The sequence below is a fragment of the Fulvivirga imtechensis AK7 genome, from assembly GCF_000331535.1.
Taxonomy (GTDB): domain Bacteria; phylum Bacteroidota; class Bacteroidia; order Cytophagales; family Cyclobacteriaceae; genus Fulvivirga; species Fulvivirga imtechensis.
The window spans coordinates 1-2835 of the sequence record NZ_AMZN01000088.1 but is presented as its reverse complement, the minus strand read 5'-3'; the positions used below and the strand labels follow the sequence as shown (position 1 = coordinate 2835).

3 protein-coding genes are annotated in these 2835 nt (G+C 45.0%); all 3 read left to right on the top strand.

Annotation, left to right across the window (positions count from 1 at the left end; translation table 11 throughout):
- Positions 1-169 precede the first annotated feature (169 nt).
- The 3 genes from C900_RS23430 (at position 170) to C900_RS23420 (ending at position 2184) form a co-directional block, all read left to right on the top strand.
- The gene (locus C900_RS23430; protein WP_009582779.1) at positions 170-598 is read left to right on the top strand and encodes a hypothetical protein; all 429 of its coding nucleotides are present in this window, start codon (positions 170-172) and stop codon (positions 596-598) included.
- A gap of 3 nt (positions 599-601) precedes the next feature.
- Positions 602-1186, top strand: a complete 585-nt coding sequence (locus tag C900_RS23425; RefSeq protein ID WP_009582778.1) for a Crp/Fnr family transcriptional regulator — start codon at positions 602-604, stop codon at positions 1184-1186.
- A 125-nt stretch (positions 1187-1311) separates the two neighbouring features.
- Positions 1312-2184, top strand: a complete 873-nt coding sequence (locus tag C900_RS23420; protein WP_009582777.1) for a pirin family protein — start codon at positions 1312-1314, stop codon at positions 2182-2184.
- The last annotated feature ends 651 nt before the right edge of the window (positions 2185-2835 follow it).

The following is a 2835-nucleotide window of genomic DNA, read 5'->3' as shown; positions in this document are numbered from 1 at the left end:
ATATTGCATCCCTACCGGGATGCTTAAGTTAACGGCTATGGGACAAAACCCCTGGACAGGTACATGGGTTTTGACAAAAGATAATTAACGGGTATATTTTGAGTTTTTATGTAAAAAGGCATTGCCATGCCCATATTGATTGAATAATATGCCAGAAGAAAAGTAATTTATGAAAATCATCACGTTGACCCTGCTTTTATTGATCTCGTATAAAGGATTCTGCTGTTCCTGCCAACGCCCGGAAAAGATCAGCAATAAGGATTTCAATTCATATGATCTGATCGTCAAAGGACGCATTGATAAAATTGACAAAGGAGACAGAGTTAATGTTATCTACGTACGCATCGAGAGGCGTTACAAAGGAGTAATCACTGGTGAAGCGGTCACTGTTTCCACTCCCTCGCAATCAGGGATGTGTGGAATATCTCCTCAGGTAGGAGATACGTGGTTAATCTTTGCCAATAGCTACAAAGACTCTTATATTACGGACATCTGCACAAGAACCAAAAGTTTAAATCCACAAGCATGGAACTATAGAAAACAAGAGGTAAAAGATGATCTGAGGTTTCTTGAGAGAAAATTGAAGAATAAAAGATGATTTATGAACACCTTCAACTTCACCACCTTTCTCACCTCTAATATCGATATCGAACGGCAGTACCTCGACAAGCTGTTGGATAGCTGCAAGGTGAAGCAGGTAGCTAAAGGTGAGTACCTTGTTCGGGTGGGTGAGCATTGTCATCATTCGTTTTTTGTCGAAAAAGGACTGCTGCGACAGTTTTCCATTGATGACAAAGGGAAGGAGCATATCATCCAGTTTGCCCCGGAAAACTGGTTTGTAACCGACCGCGAAAGTGTATATTTTGATCAGCCCTCGAAGTTTTTCATACAGGCTGTTGAAGATTCTACCGTACTTTTCCTGGAAGAGCATTTCATTGCTGCGCTCGCGCGTGAAGATCAGGCTTTTGCAGATTTCAACAACCGCTTGCTGCACAACCACATTCGCCATCTGCAGAAACGGATCAACCTTCTTCTCAGCGCATCAGCAGAGGAGCGCTACCTGGATTTTGTAAAAACCTATCCGGATGTTTTGCTGCGGGTACCACAAACGATGGTGGCGTCTTACCTGGGTATCACCCCGGAAAGCTTAAGTCGGGTTAGAAAGGAATTGGCCTCTCGCTATTAATAACCTGGTTTTAACCGTAGTGGTCACTGAGTAGGCACAGAGGAGGCAGAGAAGCTCAATTACTTACCATAGATCAATGCGCAGGGCAGGAGACAGGGTTAAATTTGTCATAAAAAGAAATAGTTATGGCAACGAGAAACGTAGAAATAGTAGTAGCGCCCAGGGAGCCACATTTTGTAGGTGACGGCTTCAGAGTTCACAATTTCATTCCGGGCACATTCCCTTTGAGCATGCAGCGCATGAATCCGTTCATCATGATGGACTACAACTCGAAATTTCAATTTCCACCCAGCGATAAGCCGAAGGGTGTTGGCGTGCATCCGCACCGTGGCTTTGAAACAGTGACCATTGCTTACAAAGGCAGGGTGGCTCACCACGATAGCAGTGGTGGCGGGGGTGTGATAGGAGAGGGCGATGTGCAATGGATGACAGCCGCCTCGGGAGTGCTTCATAAAGAGTACCATGAAGAAACATTTAGCAAAGCGGGTGGCGATTTTCAGATGGTGCAGTTGTGGGTGAACCTGCCTGCCAAAGACAAGATGTCAAAGCCTAAGTATCAGGCTATTAAAGCCGCTGAAATGGGCCGGTTTGAATTGGAAGGAGGCACCATTGAGGTTATTGCCGGGGACTACCAGGGCACAAAAGGAGCAGCCAGCACCTTTACGCCTATACACCTGATGAACGCCAGATTGGAGGCAGGCACGACAGCGGAATTCCATTTTCCGGAGCATTACAATACCACCTTGCTGGTGATAGAAGGAAACATAACAGTCAATGGCAATGAAAATGTAACCACCGATCATTTGGCTTTAATGAAAAACAAAGGGGATAGCTTTACCATAACAGCCGATGATCAGGCAGTGGTGTTGGTGTTGAGCGGGGAACCGATCAACGAACCCATTGCAGCGCACGGACCTTTTGTAATGAACACGAGGGAAGAGCTGATCCAGGCTTTTGATGATTTTAACAAGGGTAAGTTCGGGTATTTGGAGGAATAGAAGGAGGCGTCAGACGGTTCCGAACCGTCTGACGCCTAAAACACGCATATAAGGAAACAAAGGACGGTGTCCGGGGAGTAGTAGTTAAGGATTTTTTTAACAGAAAAAACTGGTCATAAAGGTTATGTCAAAACTGTAAAAATAACACCAAAACCCCCTCATACCAGTTCCCGGACCTGTTCCGGGACCCTTCTGAAAAGCACTTCTTGAGAAGTAGTCCTACAAACTCAACCAATGGAATGGCGCAGAAAAAAACCAAATTTCTGAGGTGCTTCATAAGTTATGAAGAAAGGTTAACTCAGGGCATTAGTTCTTTTCTTCGGGGCCCCGGACCGGTGTCCGGGGACTAGTAGTTAAGGATTTTTTTTAACAGAAAAAATTGGTCATAAAGGTTATGTCAAAACTGTAAAAATAACACCAAAACCCCCTCATACCAGTTCCCGGACCTGTTTCGGGACCCTTCTGAAAAGCACTTCTTGAGAAGTAGTCCTACAAACTCAACCAATGGAATGGCGCAGAAAAAAAACAAATTTCTGAGGTGCTTCATAAGTTATGAAGAAAGGTTAACTCAGGGCATTAGTTCTGTTCTGCGGGGCCCCGGAACGGTGTCCCATAGCCGTTAACTTAAGAGAATAACGAGCCCCCAGAGGG